The 19,345-nt window shown below is 63.9% G+C and carries 20 protein-coding genes, 1 tRNA gene and 1 pseudogene; 9 read left to right on the plus strand and 13 right to left on the minus strand.

Annotation, left to right across the window (positions count from 1 at the left end; genetic code table 11):
• Positions 1-98: 98 nt before the first annotated feature.
• Positions 99-566 carry an Lrp/AsnC family transcriptional regulator gene (locus tag FK527_RS12750; protein WP_144734507.1) on the minus strand — a complete coding sequence of 156 codons (468 nt, stop codon included), beginning with the start codon at positions 564-566 and terminating at the stop codon, positions 99-101.
• Between the two features lie 103 nt (positions 567-669).
• On the opposite strand from FK527_RS12750, the gene mdeB reads away from it, so the two are divergent.
• Complete coding sequence (mdeB, locus tag FK527_RS12755; RefSeq protein ID WP_144734510.1) at positions 670-3,330, plus strand: alpha-ketoglutarate dehydrogenase; 2,661 nt, start codon at positions 670-672, stop codon at positions 3,328-3,330.
• On the opposite strand, the gene FK527_RS12760 is transcribed toward mdeB, so the two are convergent.
• The 5 genes from FK527_RS12760 to FK527_RS12780 all read right to left on the minus strand — a co-directional run bounded on the left by FK527_RS12760 (position 3,320) and on the right by FK527_RS12780 (position 6,858).
• Positions 3,320-4,144, minus strand: a complete 825-nt coding sequence (locus FK527_RS12760) for a M90 family metallopeptidase (RefSeq protein ID WP_144734513.1) — start codon at positions 4,142-4,144, stop codon at positions 3,320-3,322. The two genes, mdeB and FK527_RS12760, sit on opposite strands and share 11 nt — an antisense overlap.
• Positions 4,145-4,165: 21 nt before the next feature.
• Positions 4,166-5,029 (minus strand): UDP-2,3-diacylglucosamine diphosphatase, encoded by an 864-nt coding sequence (locus FK527_RS12765; RefSeq protein ID WP_144734516.1) that lies wholly within the window; start codon positions 5,027-5,029, stop codon positions 4,166-4,168.
• A 12-nt stretch (positions 5,030-5,041) separates the two neighbouring features.
• On the minus strand, positions 5,042-5,548 hold the full coding sequence (locus FK527_RS12770) for a peptidylprolyl isomerase (protein ID WP_144734518.1): 507 nt from the start codon (positions 5,546-5,548) through the stop codon (positions 5,042-5,044).
• Positions 5,549-5,583: 35 nt separating this feature from the next.
• Positions 5,584-6,168 carry a peptidylprolyl isomerase gene (locus FK527_RS12775; protein WP_144734521.1) on the minus strand — a complete coding sequence of 195 codons (585 nt, stop codon included), beginning with the start codon at positions 6,166-6,168 and terminating at the stop codon, positions 5,584-5,586.
• Between the two features lie 105 nt (positions 6,169-6,273).
• Entirely contained in the window at positions 6,274-6,858 is a 585-nt protein-coding gene (locus FK527_RS12780) for a tetratricopeptide repeat protein (RefSeq protein WP_144734524.1), read from the minus strand.
• Between the two features lie 268 nt (positions 6,859-7,126).
• Between FK527_RS12780 and cysS the strand changes: the two genes are divergently transcribed.
• From cysS to FK527_RS12810, 6 genes are all read left to right on the plus strand, one after another.
• On the plus strand, positions 7,127-8,578 hold the full coding sequence (gene cysS, locus FK527_RS12785; RefSeq protein ID WP_144734527.1) for a cysteine--tRNA ligase: 1,452 nt from the start codon (positions 7,127-7,129) through the stop codon (positions 8,576-8,578).
• Between the two features lie 207 nt (positions 8,579-8,785).
• Positions 8,786-9,463, plus strand: coding sequence for a DNA-3-methyladenine glycosylase family protein (locus FK527_RS12790; RefSeq protein ID WP_144734530.1), 678 nt, complete (start codon positions 8,786-8,788; stop codon positions 9,461-9,463).
• Positions 9,464-9,541: 78 nt separating this feature from the next.
• Complete coding sequence (locus FK527_RS12795; RefSeq protein ID WP_144734533.1) at positions 9,542-10,519, plus strand: acetyl-CoA carboxylase carboxyltransferase subunit alpha; 978 nt, start codon at positions 9,542-9,544, stop codon at positions 10,517-10,519.
• A 163-nt stretch (positions 10,520-10,682) separates the two neighbouring features.
• On the plus strand, positions 10,683-11,663 hold the full coding sequence (gene tilS / locus FK527_RS12800) for a tRNA lysidine(34) synthetase TilS (protein WP_144734536.1): 981 nt from the start codon (positions 10,683-10,685) through the stop codon (positions 11,661-11,663).
• 48 nt (positions 11,664-11,711) lie between these two features.
• Positions 11,712-12,986, plus strand: coding sequence for an aspartate kinase (locus FK527_RS12805; RefSeq protein WP_144734539.1), 1,275 nt, complete (start codon positions 11,712-11,714; stop codon positions 12,984-12,986).
• A 66-nt stretch (positions 12,987-13,052) separates the two neighbouring features.
• Positions 13,053-13,145 (plus strand) — tRNA-Ser (locus FK527_RS12810).
• 150 nt (positions 13,146-13,295) lie between these two features.
• Here the strand turns inward: FK527_RS12810 and FK527_RS12815 are convergent.
• Positions 13,296-13,502: pseudogene (locus FK527_RS12815) on the minus strand (helix-turn-helix domain-containing protein); the annotation flags it as partial.
• Positions 13,503-13,809: 307 nt separating this feature from the next.
• Between FK527_RS12815 and FK527_RS12820 the strand changes: the two are divergent.
• Positions 13,810-13,980: an ArdC-like ssDNA-binding domain-containing protein gene (locus tag FK527_RS12820; protein ID WP_144734545.1), complete on the plus strand. Its 171-nt coding sequence runs from the start codon at positions 13,810-13,812 to the stop codon at positions 13,978-13,980.
• 170 nt (positions 13,981-14,150) lie between these two features.
• Here FK527_RS12820 and istB read toward each other — a convergent pair whose 3' ends face one another.
• Complete coding sequence (gene istB / locus FK527_RS12825) at positions 14,151-14,936, minus strand: IS21-like element helper ATPase IstB (RefSeq protein WP_186298438.1); 786 nt, start codon at positions 14,934-14,936, stop codon at positions 14,151-14,153.
• Complete coding sequence (gene istA / locus FK527_RS12830) at positions 14,929-16,455, minus strand: IS21 family transposase (RefSeq protein WP_144734548.1); 1,527 nt, start codon at positions 16,453-16,455, stop codon at positions 14,929-14,931. The genes istB and istA overlap by 8 nt, the downstream gene beginning before the upstream one ends.
• A gap of 76 nt (positions 16,456-16,531) precedes the next feature.
• Here istA and FK527_RS12835 point away from each other — a divergent pair, with 76 nt between their 5' ends.
• Entirely contained in the window at positions 16,532-17,299 is a 768-nt protein-coding gene (locus tag FK527_RS12835; protein WP_281287832.1) for a cyanophycinase, read from the plus strand.
• A gap of 30 nt (positions 17,300-17,329) precedes the next feature.
• Here the strand turns inward: FK527_RS12835 and FK527_RS12840 are convergent, their stop codons facing one another.
• The 4 genes from FK527_RS12840 to FK527_RS12855 all read right to left on the minus strand — a co-directional run bounded on the left by FK527_RS12840 (position 17,330) and on the right by FK527_RS12855 (position 18,966).
• Positions 17,330-17,518, minus strand: a complete 189-nt coding sequence (locus tag FK527_RS12840; RefSeq protein WP_144734553.1) for a hypothetical protein — start codon at positions 17,516-17,518, stop codon at positions 17,330-17,332.
• A gap of 145 nt (positions 17,519-17,663) precedes the next feature.
• Complete coding sequence (locus FK527_RS12845) at positions 17,664-18,221, minus strand: hypothetical protein (RefSeq protein WP_144734556.1); 558 nt, start codon at positions 18,219-18,221, stop codon at positions 17,664-17,666.
• 257 nt (positions 18,222-18,478) lie between these two features.
• Positions 18,479-18,757 (minus strand): type II toxin-antitoxin system RelE/ParE family toxin, encoded by a 279-nt coding sequence (locus FK527_RS12850; protein WP_144734559.1) that lies wholly within the window; start codon positions 18,755-18,757, stop codon positions 18,479-18,481.
• Positions 18,757-18,966, minus strand: a complete 210-nt coding sequence (locus tag FK527_RS12855; protein ID WP_144734562.1) for a TA system antitoxin ParD family protein — start codon at positions 18,964-18,966, stop codon at positions 18,757-18,759. Before FK527_RS12855 ends, FK527_RS12850 begins: the two co-directional genes overlap by 1 nt.
• Positions 18,967-19,345 lie beyond the last annotated feature (379 nt).

Raw genomic sequence — 19,345 nt, forward strand, 5'->3', positions numbered from 1 at the left:
GAGCCACGCGGCAGTCTGTAACCAGGTGGAGCGCCGCTTGCCCCTACGCTGCCGTCGCCACGACGCCCAAAGAAAGACGGGGCAAGAAAAAGCCGCACTCAAGGCGTGGGCAATGGCAGAGCCGTTTTGTAGCGTACCTGCTTGAGGGCAAAGCTGGTGCGGATTTTTTCGATCCCGGGAATGGGCGTGAGCTGCTCCAGGATGAAGCGCTCCAAGGCCGGGATGTCTGCCAGGGCCACGCGGATCAGGTAGTCCGAATTTCCCGTCATCAAATAGCACTCCATGACCTCAGGGTGCTCGACAATGCGGCGCTCGAAATCAGCCAACGCCTCTTTGCTCTGTGTCTTGAGGCTGATGCTGATGAACACCGTGAGCCCCAGCCCCAAGGCTGCGGCATTGGTCAGTGCCACATAGCGGCTGATGACACCCGCCGCCTCCAGCGCCTTCACGCGGGCGAGGCAAGGTGACGGCGACAAATGCACGCGCCGCGCCAGTTCCACGTTCGACAAGGAGCCGTCGGCTTGCAGCTCCGCCAAAATACGTAAATCGACTGCGTTGAGTTTCATGTGCTGAATTTCTCATGGTTTCCAGCATGATATTTTGAAACTCCTGCTTTTCACGAGATACATCGGCAACTAATTCGGGCGCTGCAAGGCTAAAGTGCTTGCCATGAATGTCCATCGATCTCTTCCTCCGCGCGGGTCTGCCGCAGCTCCTGCAGACGAGGATCCACAGGAAAGCGCGGAGTGGCGCGATGCATTCATTGCCTTGCTGACCCATGCCGGGCCACAGCGCGCGCTCCATATGCTCGACCTGCTGGCGCAAACGGCACGCCAGTGTGGCGTGGGCTGGAAGCCGACCCTGAACACCCCTTATGTGAACACCATCGCGGCACAGGATCAGCCTGTGTTTCCGGGCGATCTGGCCATCGAAGAGCGCCTAGCATCCATCATGCGCTGGAACGCCCTTGCGATGGTGGTGCGCGCCAACCAGGCCTATGGCGAGCTCGGCGGTCACATCGCCAGTTATGCCAGCGCTGCCGATCTGTTCGAGACGGGTTTCAACCACTTTTTCCATGCCCGCGAAGGCTTGGGGCCAGGACAGCACCGCGGCGATCTGGTGTTTTTTCAGCCACACAGCGCGCCCGGTGTGTATGCACGCGCTTTCCTCGAGGGTTTTTTTTCCGAGCAGGACTTGCAGCACTATCGGCGCGAGATCATCGCGCCCCATACGGGCGCTCGGGGCCTGTCCAGTTACCCGCACCCCTGGCTCATGCCCGATTTCTGGCAATTTCCGACCGGCTCCATGGGCATCGGGCCCATCAGTTCCATCTACCACGCGCGCTTCATGCGCTATCTCACGCATCGCGGTCTGCTCGACAACGCTGGCCGCAAGGTCTGGGGCGTGTTCGGCGACGGCGAGATGGATGAGCCCGAATCCATGAGCGCTTTGACCCTGGCTGCGCGCGAGTCCCTCGACAACCTGGTGTGGGTGGTGAATTGCAACCTGCAACGTCTCGATGGCCCGGTGCGCGGCAACGGCCGCATCATCGACGAACTCGAACGCCTGTTCGCTGGCGCGGGCTGGAACGTCATCAAGCTGCTGTGGGGCAGCGACTGGGATGGTCTGTTTGCGCGCGACCACACGGGGGCGCTGTTGCGCGCGCTCGAAGAAACCGTGGATGGGCAGATGCAGACCTTTGCCGCCAAGGATGGGCGCTTCAACCGCGAGCATTTCTTCGGCCAGACGCCTGAGCTTGCGCATCTTGCACAAGGCATGACGGACGAGCAGATCGACCGGCTGCGCCGCGGCGGGCACGACATGGTCAAGATTTATGCCGCCTACGCTGCCGCAGCAGCGCACACGGGCCAGCCCACGGTGATCCTGGCGCACACCAAGAAAGGCTATGGCATGGGCCAAGCCGGGCAAGGCAAGATGACCACGCACAGCCAGAAAAAACTCGATGAAAGCGAGCTGCTTGCTTTTCGCAACCGCTTCAACCTGCCGCTGAGCGACGCGCAAACCACGGGCCTTGCGTTTTACCGTCCCGCGCCGCAAAGCCCTGAAATGCAGTACCTGCACCAGCGCCGTGCACAGCTCGGCGGCTATTTGCCGCGCCGTGAAACCGCCTGCGACTTGTTGCCGGTGCCGCCTGCACAGAGTTACGCCAGATTTGCCCTGCAAGCCGATGGCAAGGAAATGAGCACCACCATGGCGTTTGTGCGCATGCTCGGCAACTTGCTCAAAGACCCGCAGCTCGGCCCGCGCATCGTGCCCATCGTGGCCGATGAGGCCCGCACCTTCGGCATGGCCAACCTGTTCAAGCAGGTAGGAATTTACTCCAGCCTGGGTCAGCGTTACGCCCCTGAAGACATAGGCTCCGTGCTCAGCTATCGCGAGGCGCTGGACGGGCAAATACTCGAAGAAGGCATCAGCGAGGCCGGCGCACTGGCCAGTTGGACGGCGGCCGCCACCAGCTATAGCGTGCACGGCTTGGCCATGCTGCCGTTTTACATCTACTACTCGATGTTCGGCTTTCAGCGCGTGGGCGACGCCATCTGGGCTGCCGCCGATCAGCGTGCCCGGGGCTTTTTACTGGGCGCCACTTCGGGCCGCACGACACTCGCGGGCGAAGGCTTGCAACACCAGGACGGCAGCAGCCACCTCGTGGCTGCGACCATCCCAAACTGCAAGGCCTATGACCCCGCCTTCGCTGGCGAGCTCGCCGTGCTGCTTGAACATGGTATGCGCGAGATGCTGGTCGAGCAGCGCGACGTCTTCTACTACATCACGCTCATGAACGAAAACTACGCCCAGCCCAGCTTGGATGATGCTGCCGTCGAAGGGGTGCTGCGTGGTTGCTATGTTTATAAAAGCTACTCAAGCAATACAGAAGCGCACGAGAGGCCGATTTCATCTCAAACTGTGACCTTGCTCGGTTCTGGCGCCATCCTGACCGAAGTGTGCAAGGCTGCCGAGCAACTGGCTGCCGAAGGCATCCAGGCCACTGTGCTCAGCGTGACGAGCTGGAGCGAGCTGGCGCGGGACGCGCAGGCTTGCACGCAGCAAAAAATGGCGGGCGAATCCAGCGCGAGCGTGCCCTGGCTGCTACAGCAATTGCAAAAAACGCAGGGCCCGGTAATTGCTGCAAGCGATTATGTGCGCGCCGTGCCCGAGAGCATCCGCGCCTGGATTCCGGCGCCGCGTCCCTACCTCACCCTGGGCACCGACGGTTTCGGGCGCAGCGATACCCGTGCGGCCTTGCGTGATTTTTTTGCCGTCGATGCGGCGCACATCGTCCAAGCGGCGCACCACGCGCTCATGCTGTAAAGAAAGCGTCCAGCAAAGGCACGAGCGTCGCAAACTCCTGCGCAAAGCGCGCGCGGTTGACGAAATACGCCTCGCAGGCCACGGCAAAAAACTCCGCGGGGCCCGTGGCCGCGTAGGCGTCCAGCCAGGGCCAGTCGGCGCCGAAGCGTTCGGCCAGGATCACGCGCTCACGAAAATCCGCGTAAGCCGGCGCCCAGGCTGCATGCCAGCAGGCGCGCGCGGTCTTCACGCTGCGCGTGCCCATGAAGCCCTTGGGCAGCGGCGGGCAGCCGTCGGCCGCGCCGTCGCGCATGTCGAGCTTGTGCGCGAACTCGTGGATCACCACGTTCGCGCCCTGCGCCGCGGTGTGTGCGCCCGCGGCCACGTCGGGCCAGCTGAGCATCACGGGGCCCTGCTGCATGGCCTCGCCGGTCAGCACCTCGCGGTAGCGGTGCACCACGCCCGCCTCGTCCATCGCTTCGCGCTGCGCCACGGCGGGGCCGGGGTGCAGCACGATGCCGACGAAGCCATCCCACCAACGCAGCGCCTGCGCGGGCGGCCCCCAGTGCAGCAAGAGCACGCAGGCTTGCGCGGCAACTTGCAGCGCCATGGCGTCCGTCACCTGTAAACCGTGCGCGCCGTGAAACTCCTTGTGCCGCAAAAACAGCGCGCTCAAGGTGCACAGCTTTTGCTGCTCCTCGGGCGCCAAGGCGGCCAGGAAGGGGTAGGTGTGCAGCGTCTGCTGCCACAGCGCCGGAGCGATCTCTGGCACGCTACGCCAGCGCGCAAGCAACGCCTGCGCGCTGCGCCGCCAAGCCTGCCCGAACGTCGCCATGGCTGCGGAGTGGGCCTTGGTTCAGCCTTGCGGCCAAGCTTCGCGCGTCAGATCGTGGCGCGCGAAGCCTTGGGCGTCGAGGCGCAGCACCTCGGCGCGCGGCGGCGTGGCGGACAGGTCCCAGTCGCTGAGCACCACGCGCCGGCCCTCGGGCGCGAGCGCGTGCGCGCCCGGGCGATGCGTGTGGCCGTGCAGCAGCCACTGCGCCTTGGCGGTGCGCAGCCAGGCGCGCGCGGCGGCGTCATCGACGTCGGCATACCCGGCGCCTGATTCTGCGTGTTTGCGCGCGCTGCTTTGCGCGCGCATGCCGCGCGCCTGCGCCCGGCGCGCGGGCAAAGGCTGGGCCAGAAAGCGCTGCTGCCACGCGGGCGCGCGCGCCTGGGCGCGAAAGCGCTGGTAGTCCACGTCGTCCACGCAGAGCTGGTCGCCGTGGCTCAGCAAGATGCGCTGCCCGGCGAACACCAGCACCGTGGGGTCGGCCAGCAGCGTAAGGCCACAGGCGCGCGCAAAGCCTGCGCCGGCCAGAAAGTCGCGGTTGCCCACCATGAAATACACAGGCAGGCGCTGCGCCGTGGCGCGGAGGATGGCGCAGCATTCGGCCTCGAAGCTGGCTCCACCGACCGCATCGTCCGCACCAGATGCCTCGGAAGCCGCTTCGCTCCCCGTGGCTTCGATCGCATCGTCACCGACCCAGACTTCAAACAGGTCGCCCAAGATGAACAGCGCGCTCGCCTGTGTGCGCTGCATGTAGTCGCGCCACACGGCAAACGTGGCGCGCTCGGGTGCCTGCAGGTGCAGGTCGGAGATGAAGTCGAGCGTGTGCCAGCCTGCGGGGGCGACGAGTTCTTCGGGGGCTGACTCGCAGCGCGGCAGGCCGAGCGACATGGCGCAAAAAAATCAGAGCGCGACGGCTTTTTCGATCACCACGTCGGTCTTGGGCACGTCGTCGTGGAAGCCCTTGCGGCCCGTGGGCACGGCCTTGATCTTGTCCACCACGTCGGCGCCGTCAATGACCTTGCCGAACACCGCATAGCCCCAGCCCTGCGCGGTCGGTGCGGTGAAGTTCAGGAAGCCGTTGTCGGCCACGTTGATGAAAAACTGCGCCGTGGCCGAGTGCGGGTCGCTGGTGCGCGCCATGGCGATGGTGTAGGTGTCGTTCTTCAGGCCGTTGTTGGCCTCATTGTCGATCGGCGCATCGGTGCCCTTTTGCTGCATGCCGGGCTCGAAGCCGCCGCCCTGGATCATGAACCCGGGGATCACGCGGTGGAAGATGGTGTTGTCGTAGTGGCCTTTTTGCACGTAGGACAAAAAGTTGGCCACGGTCTTGGGCGCCTTGTCGGCGTCGAGTTCGAGCGTGATGGTGCCGTAGCCGGCGATGTGCAGTTCGACGCGGGGATTGCTCATGGTGGGGGCTTTCTTTGAAAAAACAGGAAGGGAAGTTACTTGACTTCGGTGGCAGAAAGAATGGTCACGGGCGTGAGCGGCACGTTCTGGTACATGCCGCGGTTGCCCGTGGGCACGGCCTTGATTTTGTCCACCACGTCTCTGCCGCGCACCACCTTGCCGAACACGGCGTAACCGTAGCCGTCGGGCTGCGGGGCGTCGAGCATGGGGTTGTTTTGCACGTTGATGAAAAACTGCGCCGTCGCAGAGTCGGGCGCCGCGGTGCGCGCCATGGCCACGGTGTAGGCCTCGTTCTTCAGGCCGTTGCCTGCCTCCAGCACGATGGGTGCGCGTGTGGGCTTTTGCTGCATGTCGGGCGTGAAGCCGCCGCCTTGGATCATGAAGCCGTCGATCACGCGGTGGAAGACCGTGCCGTCGTAGTGCCGCTCACGCACGTATTGCAAAAAATTCTCCACCGTGCGCGGCGCCTTGGCCGGGTTCAATTCGAGCACGATGTCGCCCATGCTGGTGGTCAGTTGGACGCGCGGCGCGGTTTGCGCCTGCGCCGTAGAGACTCCTGAAACAAGAGCTGCCAGCACAATACCAGCAAGGGTAAACGTGGTTTTTCGTTTGGAAATCATGGGAAACTCGTGAAGGATGTAGCGCAGCTTGCCTGGCTTGCACACAGGCGCCGCACGCGAGACCTCGTTGGGTACCGCACACCGCTGCGATGTGCGCACAAAAGCTTATTTGCGCACCGCCGAGGCGGAACTGCGGGTGGTCGAGGCCGGTCGCTGAAACAGTTCGCGCAGCAAGGCCAGCTTGGGTTTGACCGTGGTGTTGTTCGGGTCGAGCTGCATCGCCTTGGCGTAGGACTGTTGGGCCAGGCGCGCATAAATGTCGCCCAGGTTCTCGTGCGCCGTGGCGTAGGAGGGGTTGTTGCGCACGGCCATCTCGAGCGCGATGCGCGCCTTGTCGAGCTGGTTTTGCTGCGCATAGAGCACGGCCAGGTTGTTGTACGGCTCTGGCAGTTCGGGATAGTCCTGCGTGAGCTGGGTAAAGCTCGCGATGGCGTCTTCGGCCCTGCCCGCATCAGACTGGGCCACGCCGCGCAAAAAGCGCAGCTGCGGGTCGCGCGGGTTGGCGGCCAGGCGCTGTTCGATCTGCGTGAGCGCCTCGCCGGGCTTGCCCGCCCGGAGCAATTGGGTGATGGCGGCGTAGTCCCCGGCGGTCTGCGCCTGCGCCACGCCAACGGCCAGCAACGCCGCCAAGGCCAGCAGGCGCAGCAGCCACGAAAAAGTGCAATCAAAAGCGCAATAGGCAGGCTTCATGAGCGGGAAAGCTAGGGTGGATAAGGCAGGATTCTGGCGCGCGCCAAGTGCTCCGCAGGCAAGAGGCGGGCAAGGGGCGGGCTTTATACTGCGGCCGATTGTAGCGAAGGGGGCATGGCGACGCCGCGCCGCTACCGCCTCGCATTGCTCTGCGAGTCTGGCTGCGGTCTGCCTTTCGACGGGTGTTTTGCGCGCCGTGGCGCAATCGCCCGAGCCCGCGACAGCCATCGCCCCTGCCCACGCTTGCGGCCTTTTCCCCTGGATTTTCATGACCCTGCGTATTTACAACACGCTTTCGCGTGCTTTGGAGGAGTTTTCCCCGCTCGAGCCCGGCCATGTACGCATGTACGTGTGCGGCATGACGATTTACGACCTTTGCCACATCGGCCACGCGCGCATGATGATGGCCTTCGACGTGGTGCAGCGCTGGCTCAAGGCAAGCGGCTGGCGCGTGACCTACGTGCGCAACATCACCGACATCGACGACAAAATCATCCGCCGCGCGCTCGAGCGCGGCATCACGATCCGCGCGCTGACCGACGAGATGACCGCCGCCATGCACGCCGACACGGCCGCGCTGGGCATAGAGCCGCCCACCTTGGAGCCGCGCGCCACCGACTACATCCCGCAGATGCTCTCCATGATAGGCACGCTGGAGCACAAGGGGCTGGCCTACCGCGCGCGCAGCGGTGACGTGAACTACGCCGTGCGCAAATTCCCCGGCTACGGCAAGCTCTCGGGCAAGTCGCTCGACGAGTTGCGCGCCGGCGAGCGCGTGGCCGTGAGCGACGACAAGCAGGACCCGCTCGACTTCGTGCTCTGGAAGTCCGCCAAGCCCGAGGAGCCGCCCGAGGCCAAGTGGGACAGCCCCTACGGCCCGGGCCGCCCGGGCTGGCACATCGAGTGTTCGGCCATGAGCTGCGCGACGCTGGGCGAGACCTTCGACATCCACGGCGGCGGCGCCGACCTGCAGTTTCCGCACCACGAAAACGAAATCGCCCAGAGCGAAGGCGCCACCGACAAGCCGCCCGCGCGCTTTTGGGTGCACAACGGCTTCGTGCGCGTGGACAACGAAAAAATGAGCAAATCGCTCGGCAACTTCTTCACCATCCGCGAGGTGCTGCAGCGCTACGACGCCGAAACCGTGCGCTTTTTCCTCGTGCGCACGCACTACCGCAGCGCGCTCAACTACAGCGACGCGCACCTCGACGATGCACGTCAGGCGCTCAAGCGGCTTTACACGGCGCTGAGTTTGGCAGCGCCTGCCCAGCCTAGCGCGCCTGCCCAGATCGACTGGGCCGACACGTGGGCCGCGCGCTTCAAGGCTGCGATGGACGAAGACTTCGGCACGCCCGAGGCCGTGGCCGTGCTGTTCGAGCTCGCGAGCGAGGTGAACCGCACGCGCTCGGCGCAGCTCGCGGCGCTGCTGCGCGCGCTGGGCGGCTGCCTGGGGCTGCTGCAGGGTGATCCGGATGCCTTCCTACAATGGCGCCCCTCCCCGCAAGTCATTGAACCTGGCTCGATAGGGGCGGGGGCGGCACTATCTGCTTCCTTGTCTGTGATGCGAAAAGAAGACATCGAAGCCCAGATCGCCGCGCGCGCCGCCGCGAAAAAAGCCAGGAACTTCGCCGAGGCCGACCGCATCCGCGCCGAGCTGCTGGCCCAAGGCATCGCGCTCAAAGATTCGCCCACGGGCACGACCTGGGAAGCCGTGCGCTGAGAGGCTGAGAGTATTTCGTCCATGATCGCCTTGCACACCAAAACACCCCCGCTTGTCGTTGCAAATGTTCGCCATAGCCCGAGCTATGGCTGCGCTTTGCACCTCGCTCGGTGGCGTTTTGATGCGCCTTTCGGCCGCGGCCGAAAAACTCTCAGCCTCTGATGCCTTTTTGTATGAAATATGCCTTCGGTGCCCGTGGAACATGCCATGACAGCTTCTGAAAACGCAGCGCACGGGCCTGCCGCCGCGCCATTCACGCCCGCATCCACCACCCCCCATTACTGGGGCGACGCCTGCAAGCACCTCATGCGCAAAGACCGGGTCATGAAGCGCCTGATCCCGCAGTTCGGCGACGCGCGGCTCGCTTCGCGCGGCGACGCTTTTTGCACGCTCGCGCGCAGCATCGTCGGCCAGCAGATTTCGGTCAAGGCCGCGCAATCGGTGTGGGAACGCTTTGCCGCGCTGCCCGAGCGCATGGTGCCGGCACAGGTGCTCAGGCTCAAGGTGGATGACATGCGCGCGGCGGGCCTGTCGGCACGCAAGGTCGATTACCTGGTCGATCTGGCGCTGCACTTCGAGCAAGGGCAGCTGCACGTCAAGGACTGGTCGGCCATGGAGGACGAGGCCATCGTCGCCGAGCTCGTGGCGATCCGCGGCATAGGCCGCTGGACGGCCGAGATGTTCCTGATCTTTCATCTCATGCGCCCCAACGTGCTGCCGCTCGACGATGTAGGCCTGCTCAAAGGCATCAGCCGCAACTACTTTTCCGGCGAGCCGGTAAGCCGCAGTGACGCGCGCGAGGTGGCCGAGGCCTGGAAGCCCTGGTGCAGCGTGGCGACTTGGTATATTTGGCGCTCGCTCGACCCGCTGCCCGTGGTGTATTGACCTGTCCATCCCCGCTTGCAGCATGGCAGCGCGGGACATTCGCGTGCCTCGATGGCACGTGCTCCTAGGAGAACGACGTTGGCAAAAAAAACCTTTCTCGATTTCGAGCAGCCCATTGCCGAACTCGAAACCAAAATCGAAGAGCTGCGCTACGTGCAAAACGAGAGCGCCGTCGATATTTCGGAAGAAATCGAACAGCTCAGCAAAAAAAGCCAGCAGCTCACCAAAGACATCTACAGCCACCTCTCGCCCTGGCAGATCACCAAGATCGCGCGCCACCCCGAGCGCCCCTACACGCTGGACTATGTGCGCGACATCTTCACCGACTTCGTCGAAATGCACGGCGACCGCCACTATGCCGATGACCAGTCCATCGTCGGCGGCCTGGCGCGCTTCAACGGCCACGCCTGCGTGGTGCTGGGCCACCAGAAAGGGCGCGACACCAAAGAGCGCACGCTGCGCAACTTCGGCATGAGCAAGCCAGAGGGCTACCGCAAGGCGCTGCGCCTCATGAAAACGGCGGAGAAATTTCACCTGCCCGTGTTCACCTTCGTGGACACGCCCGGCGCCTATCCCGGCATAGACGCCGAAGAGCGCGGCCAGTCCGAAGCCATTGGCCGCAACATCTTCGAGATGGCGCAGCTCGAAGTGCCCATCATCAGCACCATCATCGGCGAAGGGGGCTCGGGCGGCGCGCTCGCGATCGGTGTGGGCGATCAGCTACTGATGCTGCAATACGCGATCTACTCGGTCATCAGCCCCGAGGGCTGCGCCTCCATCCTCTGGAAAACCAACGAAAAAGCGCAGGAAGCCGCCGAAGCCCTGGGCATCACGGCGCATCGTCTCAAGGCGCTCGGGCTCATCGACAAGATCGTCAGCGAACCCGTGGGCGGCGCGCACCGCGACCCCAAGCAAATGTCGGCCTTTCTCAAGCGCGCGCTCGGCGAGGCGTACCGCCAGCTGGCCGACCTCAAGCCCAAGGAACTGGTCGAGCGCCGCTACGAGCGCCTCAAGAGCTACGGCCGCTTCAACGACACCAAGGCCGAGAGCGCATGAGCCGCGCGGGCGTTGCGCTGCGCAACGCCCATGCGCACGAGTGGCGCGCTGCAGGCGCTGGGCGCTGCAGGGGCCGGCAGCACCCGCGCCGCATCCTCGGTTGCGGACCCGCCAGCCACGCTGCGAGTCATCGCGTTCCGTATTTCGCAGCCCGTTCTTCGCCATGACGCAATCTTTCGACGCTGCGATGCAGGCTTTTGCCCCGCAGCTGCCGCTGGCCGTAGGCCTGAGCGGCGGCGCCGATTCGAGCGCGCTGCTGCTGGCCTGCGCGCGCCGCTGGCCCGGGCAGGTGCAGGCGATCCACGTGCACCACGGCCTGCAGGCGGCGGCGGACGACTTCGAGCGCCACAGCATCGCGCTGTGCGCACGCCTGGGCGTGCCGCTGCATGTGCGACGCATAGACGCGCGGCCCGCGCGCGGCGCCAGCCCCGAGGATGCCGCGCGCCGCGCCAGATACCAGGCTTTTGAGGCTGTAGCGCTCTCCAGTCAAGCACAAGAAGCTATTCAATCAATAGCATTGGCGCAGCACGCCGACGACCAGGTCGAAACCCTGCTGCTCGCGCTCTCGCGTGGCGCGGGCGTCGCCGGGCTCGCGGCCATGCCCGGGCACTGGCAGAGCGGCGGGCTGCACTGGTGGCGCCCCTTGCTGCGCGTGGCCGGCGCCGAGGTGCGCGCCTGGCTGCGCGCGCAGGGCGAGGGCTGGATCGAAGACCCGAGCAACAGCGACGAGCGCTACACGCGCAACCGCATCCGCGCGCGCCTGCTGCCTGCGCTCGAAGCGGCTTTCCCGGCGTTTCGCGACACCTTCGCGCGCTCGGCCGCACACGCCGCGCAGGCCAGCGCCCTGCTGCACGAGCTGGCCCGGCAAGACCTTGCGCTCGTGGGCGCGCCGCCGCAGATCGCCGCACTGCAAACGCTGGGCCCCGAGCGCCAGGCCAACGTGCTGCGCCACTGGCTGCGCAGCGCGCACCACACCACGCCCAGCGCCGCCCAATTGCAGGAGTTGCAGCGCCAGATCGCCGCCTGCCGAACGCGCGGCCAGCGCATCCACATCAAGGTCGGGCGCGGCTTCGTGGTGCGCGTGGATGATCGACTCGATTGGTACAATCCTGCGCTTTTTCCGCCACCCGCCGGCGCACGCTGAGCCTCGTGCGACAGCAGTTTTGCGGCGGTTTTTTGGGCTTTTTTCTTTATGGCATTGATCGTTCATAAATACGGCGGCACCTCGATGGGCTCAACCGAGCGCATCCGCAACGTCGCCAAGCGCGTGGCCAAATGGGCGCGCGCGGGCTACCAGATGGTGGTCGTGCCGAGCGCCATGAGCGGCGAGACCAACCGCCTGCTCGGCCTGGCCAAAGAACTCGCCCCAGCGCGCGTCATGCCCGCTTACCAACGCGAGCTCGACATGCTCGCCGCGACAGGCGAACAGGCCTCGTCCGCGCTGCTCGCGATCGCGCTGCAGGCCGAGGGCGTGGATGCCGTCAGCTACGCCGGCTGGCAGGTGCCGATTCGCACCGACAGCGCCTTCACCAAGGCGCGCATCGAATCGATCGACGACCAGCGCGTGCGCGCCGACCTCGCCGCGGGCAAGGTGGTCATCATCACGGGCTTTCAGGGCATCGACAGCGAGGGCAACATCACCACGCTGGGGCGCGGCGGCTCCGACACCTCGGCCGTGGCCGTGGCCGCGGCGCTCAAAGCCGACGAATGCCTGATCTACACCGACGTCGATGGCGTCTACACCACCGACCCGCGCGTGGTGCCCGAGGCGCGGCGCCTGCGCAGCATCAGCTTCGAGGAAATGCTCGAAATGGCGAGCCTGGGCTCCAAGGTGCTGCAAATCCGCTCGGTCGAGTTCGCGGGCAAATACAAGGTGCCCATCCGCGTGCTCTCGAGCTTCACGCCCTGGGACATCCCCATCGAAGAAGAAGCCCGCTCGGGCACGCTGATCACTTTTGAGGAAGACGAAAACATGGAACAAGCCCTGGTATCCGGCATCGCTTTCAACCGCGACGAGGCCAAGATTTCCGTGCTCGGCGTGCCCGACAAGCCGGGCATCGCCTACCAGATCCTCGGCGCCGTAGCAGACGCGAACATCGAAGTCGACATGATCATCCAGAACGTCAGCAAAGACGGTAAAACCGACTTCAGCTTCACGGTGCACCGCAACGACTATGCACGCACCGTCGATCTGCTCAAGGAAAAAGTGCTGCCCAAGCTGGGCGCAGAGGCCGTGATAGGCGACACCAAAATCTGCAAAGTGAGCATCGTCGGCATCGGCATGCGCAGCCACGTGGGCGTGGCGAGCAAAATGTTCCGCACCCTGAGCGAAGAAGGCATCAACATCCAGATGATCTCCACCTCCGAGATCAAGACCTCGGTCGTCATCGACGAAAAATACATGGAACTTGCCGTGCGCGCCCTGCACCGCGCCTTCGACCTCGACCAGGAACCAGCCGCGGCATGAAACTGCCCCACGAGACACTGAAAATGTGCCGGGACAGCGCCTGAACTGAGGCATAATAATGGAATTGGAAACGTGACCGAGTGGCCGAAGGTGCTCCCCTGCTAAGGGAGTATGGGGTGTAGAGCCTCATCGAGGGTTCGAATCCCTCCGTTTCCGCCAAGATTAACCCTAAGTGATTGATTCACTTAGGGTTTTTTCTTTTGTGGCCTGTCTCCCCGCCCAAACATCCGCCCAAAGTCAACCCGGTAGGCTAGTCGTGTTGTTTGGGGTGTCTGCACTTGATTGCACGGGTCAGGGAATCGCGTTCGATCATGCTTGCGGCGATAAACGGCCCTTCGCTTGTACGAGCATCCGGCGCTCTACATCCTGGAGCAAGTCCGATGGCGTGATGTCGAGTGCGTCACATAGCCGGAACATCAGGCGCACGCTTGGACTGTTGCGGCCAAGCTCAATCAGGGATACATAGTTGCGGTCAACCCCGGCCCGCAACGCCAAGTCCGTTTGCGTCCATTTCCGCTTTGTGCGTGCAGGGAAAGGCGCCTACGGGCGCCTTTCTTGTTTTCGCTTGCCATTGCTGAAAAAGCCCTGGCAGCGCCGAACCTCGAAACACCGCTAAGGGGGCCTCCCCTCGCGCCGCGCAACCGTTTCAGCCGAGCCTGGGCGGCCTCGGCCCTCCAGCCAGTCCTTCCCCATCTCCCTCCCGTGCCGTTCGTGCAGACGGGGCAGTGCCCCTTCACTGGCTTTCGGCAGTTGCGCTCTGCTATCCCCGGTCTCGCCGACGGGCAGGTTTGCATCCCGCAACCCACACCCGAAAGGAAAGACGATGGAAAACACCAAACAGAAGCGTGACCTGTACGCCGAAGTCACCGAGCGTATCGTGCAGACGCTGGAGAAAGGCATCCGCCCATGGTCATGCCCATGGACACGAAGCAGTACGGGCGGCATCCTGCCGCGTCGCCATACTGGTGAGGTGTTGGCGCCGATTCAAAATTGAGCCACCGTGCCGATTGAATTTTGAGCCAGGGCTATTGGCCAACCTGTTAAGGCTGGCTGTGGATAAGTGTAGCGCCTGGGTTTGTTTTTCCCCTGTTGGACTGACTCGGTGGTCGTCGTTGAGGGTAAGCCGCGCAGGGCGTAGCCCGTAGCGGCTTACCCTTTCAGCGCTCAGAACGGCTCAGCCTTCTTGGCCTGTTCGCGTGCCTTGATGCGTTTCTTGGCCACAGCCGTGCTGTGCATGAAACGGTGCGATTCGTTGCCCGTCTCCACGATGTGGCAGTGGTGCGTCAGTCTGTCCAGCAGGGCTGTGGTCATCTTGGCGTCGCCGAACACGCTGGACCATTCCTTGAAGTCCAAGTTGGTGGTGATCATCACGCTGGTGTGCTCGTACAGCTTGCTCAGCAGGTGGAACAGCAAGGCTCCGCCCGCCTGGCTGAAGGGCAGGTAGCCCAGCTCGTCAAGGATGACCAGGTCCATGCGCTGCAAGCCCCCAGCAATGCGCCCAGCCTTGCCCTGAGCCTTCTCTTGCTCCAGCGCGTTGACCAGGTCCACCGTCGAGTAGAACCTCACCCGTGAGCCCTGGCGCGTGATGCCCGACACACCGATGGCCGTGGCCAGGTGCGTCTTGCCCGTGCCAGGCCCGCCCACCAGCACCACGTTGTGTGCCTGCTCGGCAAACGCCATGCTGGCCAGTTGCTCAATGAGCTTTTTGTCCACCGGCGAGCATTCGAAGTCGAACCCCGCCAAGTCGCGGTGCACTGGGAACTTGGCCGTGTGCATCTGGTAGCTGATTGAGCGCATGGCCCGGTCGGTGGCCTCAGCCTGCAGCAGGTGCTCCAACAGCCAGCGCGAGCTCTCCAATGTCGCCTGGCCGCCTTGCTTGACCAGATCCTCCCAGGCCCCCGCCATGCCGTACAGGCGCAGCTCTTTGAGCTCCTTGTCCAGCTCACGCATGATCGGCCTCCTGCACATCGCTGGCAGCGCGCAGGCTGTCGTAGCGCGCCGTGTCGGCCAGCGGTGCCTGGCTCACTTGCAGTGTGGTCTCCACGCTCTGCGGTATCGGCTGCGCTTGCAGGCGCGCCAGCACGTTGATGACGTGTTCGGTGCTCACACGCCCCGATGGCGGCGCGCTCTCCAGGGCCAACTCCACGGCCACCAGCACCACGTCCAGGCCTTGCTTGGGCACCTCGGCCAGCACCGAGGCCATGACCTTGTCGCCGCCGTCTTGATGCACCAGCGCCTTGCGCATGCGCTGCAGTGGCTCGGGCAGGTCCGCAAAGGGCGCGCCGTTGCGCAGCGCGCCTGGCTTGCGCTCAATCAGTGGCACGTAGTGCTGCCAGTCGTAGCGGGTCTGGTTGCGATCACTCAGCCGCTCGTGCGTGGCCACCACCGCATTGCCGGCTACCACCACAATCTGCGTCGGGTACAGGCGGGTGCTGACCAGTTGCCCCGCCCACTCGCAAGGCACCGAGTAGCGGTTGCGCGCCACCGTCACCAGGCAGGTGCTGCTCACCTTGGCGGGGTTCTCCACATAGCCGTCAAAGGCCGCTGGCATGGGCATCAGGTGGCTTTGCTCGAACTCCAGCATCTCGGCAATGCTGAACGCCTTGTGCTGCGGGTGGCGCAGCTCCTGCCACAGGGCCCGGCAGCGCTCGCCCAGCCAAGCGTTGAGTTCAGCAAAGCTGCCAAAGCGCCGCTGCCCCGCCTCCACCCAGATGCGTCTGCGGCTGTCTTGCACGTCCTTCTCCACGCGCCCCTTCTCCCTGCCGCTGGCCCGGTTGCAAAAATCCGCATCGAACAGGTAGTGCGCGCACATCGCCGCAAAACGGGCGTTGACCACGCGGCCCTTGCCCTTCTTGACTTTGTCGACCGCCGTCTTCATGTTGTCGTAGATGCCCCGGCGGGCCACGCCGCCCAGCGCTGCGAAGCTGCGCGTGTGTGCATCAAACAGCATCTCATGGCCCTGGCTGGGATAGGCCACCAGCCAGAACGCGCCGCTGGCACACAGCTTCATGTGTGAGACCTGAAGCCGGTAGTACACGCCGCCAACCAGCAGGCCGTCTTCGCTCCAGTCGAACTGGAAGGCCTCGCCCTGCTCAAATGTCAGGGGTACGAAGGCCTTGGCTGCAGCCCCTTGGCCTTCACTGTGGCGCCACTTGCGGATGAAGTCCGTCACACGGGAGTAACCGCCTTCGTAATCTGCCGCCTTGACTTGCGCAAACAGGGCCTTGGCTGTGCGCCGCTCCTTCTTGGGGCGCTTGGCATCGGCCTTCAAGGCATGCTTGAGATCGGCCTCATACGCCGATAGCTTGGTCGCCTTGGCCGCCTCACGGCAGTACTTGGGCTCCACGGGCTGCGCCTCGTCCAACCACTTAGCCACCGTGTTCCTCGACAGCCCCGTGGCCCTCGCTATCTCACGCTTCGTCTTCTTGTCCCGGCGGTGCATCCGCCGGATCTTGCCAATCATGTCCATGGTGATCACCCTCTTCAGTCCCTTGCTGCAAAAAACAGCAGGGTAGGTAAAACACCTGGCTCAAATTTGGATCGGCATCACACCAAAAAGTGGCTCAGTTTTCGGTCGGCGTCAACAGGCGCGGGCCGACGCCGTCTTCATCGCGGGGGGAGACCAGAGCAACTACGTGCAGTTCTGGAAGGGCACCGCCCTGGATCGCACACTGCAGGGCCTGATGGCGCGCCAGGTGCCCATGGGCGGCACGAGCGCCGGCATGGCCGTGCTGGGCCAATTTGACTTCACGGCGGCGCGCGGCACGGTGACCTCCACCCAGGCGCTCAGCGACCCCTACAACAAGTACATGACCCTGGATCCCTCGCCCTTGAGCCTCAGCGGCGGCTTCCTGACGCCGGCCGCACTGCGCAACACGATCCTGGACGCCCACCTGGACAGCCGCGATCGCATGGGCCGCCTGATGACCTTTGTCGCCCGACTGGTGGCGCCCGCCAACGGCATGGGCTGCACAGGCGGCATCCTGACGGCCGGCACCAGCGCCAGCACCGGTGCACGCGGCATCGGCGTGGACGTGGAGGCCGCCCTGCTCGTGCAGGGCAACGGCCCCAACCAGCCCTACACGGCCCGGCGCGTGACCAACGTCTCGACGGTGAGCGACAGCGCGGTGTACTTCGTGCGCCCGCTGCTGGGCGCCAGCACCTGCGCCCCCGGCCAGGCCCTGACCCTGCGCAACGTGGAAGTGCGCAAGCTCGCCGACTCGGCCACGGTGTTCAACCTCAGCGACTGGAGCGGCGTGGCGCCGTATTACGTCGACGTGATCGACGGCACGCTGACGTCCAGCCCCTATTGAGGCCAGGCAGCGCGCACACGCTCGACGACGTCAGTGCCGCTGCGTCGTCGGCGCCTCGAAGTCCATCAGCAGGCTGGCCATCTCCAGCGCTCGCCACAGGTGCGGCGGCATCTGCATGATCTTCTCGGGTGTTCTGGAGCGGCTGACCCAGGCGCCGATCTCCAGGTGTTGCTCAGGCGTCAGCAGCTTCAGTGCGAGCATCTCGTCCAGCAAGCGCATGGGGTCCCCCTTTCACAGCCAGCGCGCGAACACCGTTCCGTGTCCGGCACGCCTCTTCACTATCGCACGATGCATGCCAGCCCGGATGCAGGGCATCCACGCCTATTTCCCATTATAGACCCGGCAATTAAGGGTTGAGTTTCGATCATCCGCCCTCAGCTACAGGGCATGGACAAAGAATACGGGCACCGGCGGCGGCGTTGACGGTGACCCATGCATCGCTGTCCTTGATGCTCAGCGAGGTCAAGGCGTCAGAATTGATCTCAACGTAGTTGTCGTTGCTATCGACAGACTCCGTGGCCAGCGTGTCGGTAGCGCCGTTATCGGTCAGGTACACCGCATCGCCACCCTTGACAGCCACGGTGGTGACATTGCCCTTGGTGGTGAGTTGAACGTTTTCACCGGCGCGCTCGTCGATGGAGACATTGGTCAAGCCCGTCCAGCCTTGAACATCCGCCTTAACGGTGTTTTCACCGGCGTTGATCAGCGACAGGTTCTCAACGTTCTTGACGGTAATGGCAGTACCCAACTCCAGCTGACCAGTGGAAGAAGGATTGGTAATAACCAGCGTGTCGTTGCCAGCACCGCCATCCACGGAATCCAGGCCGCCGAAGGTCTCGGTGTAGATTGCCGTGGCATCGCCCTGTCCGTTCGTGATTCCGTTGATCGTGTCGTTACCAGCGGTGCCGAGGATGTTATCCACACCGGTAGTGAGCGAACCTGTCTAGCGAAACCAGAAACCGAACTAACTCAACGAGTTACGCAGCGTTACGCGGTCAGCTTCCAGGTCACCCCACCTATTTCCCACCGACAGTGGGGCAAAACCCCGCCGAAACCTGTCCATTTGCCATGAAAGCCATGGAAATTCGCCCCTTTGGGTCACCCACCCACTTCCCACCCAGCCACCGGAAACCTCGGGCGGGATGAGCAAACCCGGCCGGTTAGCGGCAGGGCATCGCCTCAGTGGTCCAGCCGCTTCAGGTCACGGTAGAAGTTTTCGTGAGGACCAACGGTCAGCAGCTTGATCGTTCCCTCGTCGAGGACACGATAGGACAACAAGCACAACTGGTTAGCCAGCCTGAACTTGAACACGCGAACGCCCGCCAAGTCTCCTACCTTGGCTTCGCCAATCTCGGCATCGTGCGCGACGGCTTTCACGGCTGCATCAAGCTCGGCCTTCTGCTGCCGGTGCAGCTTCTTGACGGCCCGCTCGAACGTCGGGGTGACAAGAATCCGCATCAACCGAACTGGTACTCACCGACGGCCTCTTCCTGATCGGCGACAAGGATGTCGCGGATCATCGAGAAAGGCAGGTCAGGATTTTCTTCAGCGATTTTGCCGATCTGCGACCAGTACTCGATCTGCTTGGGCACTGAGCGGTGCTCAATGAGCGCATACCGACGCGCCTGATCGACCAGCGTTTCTGACAGTTTCACATTGATGGACATGGCTGAACCCTCTTTAAGACAAGCACCATTTTATCCCTAAAAGCTCCGTAAAGTAACCTTTTTATCTTTATAGAAGGGCGTCCCCCTTCCCGGGGCGCAGCCCTTCTTTGCCTCCAGCCTATGGCAAGCACACCAGGCTGGAGCGATCCGCGTGACAGATTCAGTGAATCACTGCCCCTCGGGCCAGTTCTTTCAACGCGGTGCGACGCTCCCGCGCCTGGCACTGCTCCCTCGCATCATCGTCAAGGATGGAGTCTTTTCCAAATCAGGTATGAGCCTGAAGCCCCCGCAAAAAGCAGCGAGGCGCAACGAGTCGAATCGTTGTAGACGTCGGCAGTGTATTGGAGATTTTTCTCACCATCGTGGAGGGCTGTGGGCA

The sequence above is a fragment of the Extensimonas perlucida genome, assembly GCF_007655255.1.
GTDB lineage: Bacteria > Pseudomonadota > Gammaproteobacteria > Burkholderiales > Burkholderiaceae_C > Extensimonas > Extensimonas perlucida.